The organism is Saliphagus sp. LR7, from assembly GCF_003344565.1.
GTDB classification, from domain to species: Archaea; Halobacteriota; Halobacteria; order Halobacteriales; family Natrialbaceae; genus Saliphagus; species Saliphagus infecundisoli.
In genome coordinates this window covers 1-1,432 of sequence record NZ_QPND01000067.1, presented here as the reverse complement: position 1 = coordinate 1,432, position 1,432 = coordinate 1, and the positions used below count along the sequence as shown (strand labels likewise).

Annotated in this window: 1 protein-coding gene; it reads left to right on the top strand. The window is 60.1% G+C overall.

Annotated elements, in window-relative coordinates; translation table 11 throughout:
- Positions 1-77 precede the first annotated feature (77 nt).
- On the top strand, positions 78-1,250 hold the full coding sequence (locus DVH23_RS23175; RefSeq protein ID WP_114579690.1) for an ISH3 family transposase: 1,173 nt from the start codon (positions 78-80) through the stop codon (positions 1,248-1,250).
- Positions 1,251-1,432 lie beyond the last annotated feature (182 nt).

The following is a 1,432-nucleotide window of genomic DNA, read 5'->3' as shown; positions in this document are numbered from 1 at the left end:
TCGGTAGTTCCCATCGAATCAGAACGTAGTCAGGACTGATAGGGTTAGATTCTCAGGAGACGTCTAGATGGGTGCATGTGAGATTCCTATACCATCCAGACACTGTGCTTACGGCCTCTGAGCTTGAAACGTTGGCGCTCGGTTTGCTTGCAGAGATACCGATCCCCGGAGTCGAAGCGGCAGTCTTCGACTCCGGGATCATCCGAGAGACACTCCTCCAAGCCGCTGTGGACCAGAAATCAATCAAAGCTGTCACCGATACTACTCGGAGAACGTACTCCGACGACTACACGCTGACACAGCTTCACACGGTTCCGCCTGCTGAACTGGAAGCACTCGTCAATGACCTCTTCGTCGAGCAGGCGGCGATGATCCTCGGGCCGGGGCCGAGGATCATCTGCCTCGACTTCGTCGATATCCATTACCACGGCTGTCCACACGCTGAACCTGGCGAACTCTGTCACACGAAGCCTCGCGATGGCACCTCCCAGTGCCATCGCTACCTCGCTGGATTCGTCCTCTGTCGGGCGAAACCGCTCATCGTCGCGGTCACACCCGTCCGGAGCGATGAACCGAAGAGCGACGCGGTCGAGCGCCTGCTCGACCACGTCGCGGCCCTGCCGTTCGAGATTGCTGCCCTCCTCGCCGACCGTGGGTTCTACGCCGGCGCGTCGATCGAGCGACTGGATGCAGCCGCATCAGTCGCTCTTCCAGTCATCCGCGGTGGGAAACAGATGGCCGCAAAACTGGACACGACGATCTCCTACTGGACGGAGTACCTGATGTACGAGGGGAGCGAGCGGGAACTGCGCTTCCCGCTCGCGGTCTGTGTCTCCTACCAACAGGGCAACCGAGGAAAACACGGCTTGCTCGTCCGGGCGTACGTGGCGTGCGATCTGGCCGATCGCACGCCGAAGGAAGTCGAAGCCCTCTACCAAAAACGCTCAGCGATCGAGACAGCCTTCCGAACGATGCGCGAAGCGCGTGCGCGGACAAGCACGACTGATCCAACCGTTCGGTTGTTGTTCGTTCTCGTGAGCTTCCTGCTGCGGAATCTCTGGCTCATCGTTCGCTGGGGTGTGCTCGCCACGCCGCGGCGCGGCGGGCGAGCACTGCCTGTCTGGTTCCGCTTCGAGGTGTTTCGTGAGTGGATTGATCACGTCCTCGACGACACGTTGGGTCGGAAATGGGAAGCACCGACCAACGGTGTCGGCATTCCAGCGACCTACAGCCAGCTGGACGCGGGCTGAGCCCGCCCGCGTCCAGCGTCAGTCCGGTGACTGAGCGACCGCTGTGGATCATCTCTCGGGTGACGGCGCTCTCACTGACGTGAGACCGCCGTCTTTGTTCGACTCACTGAATCCATTACGCTGATCTCGGTCATTTTTCTCCAGAAATCGAGTCAGAAACCAGGAGCGATGGGAACTACCGA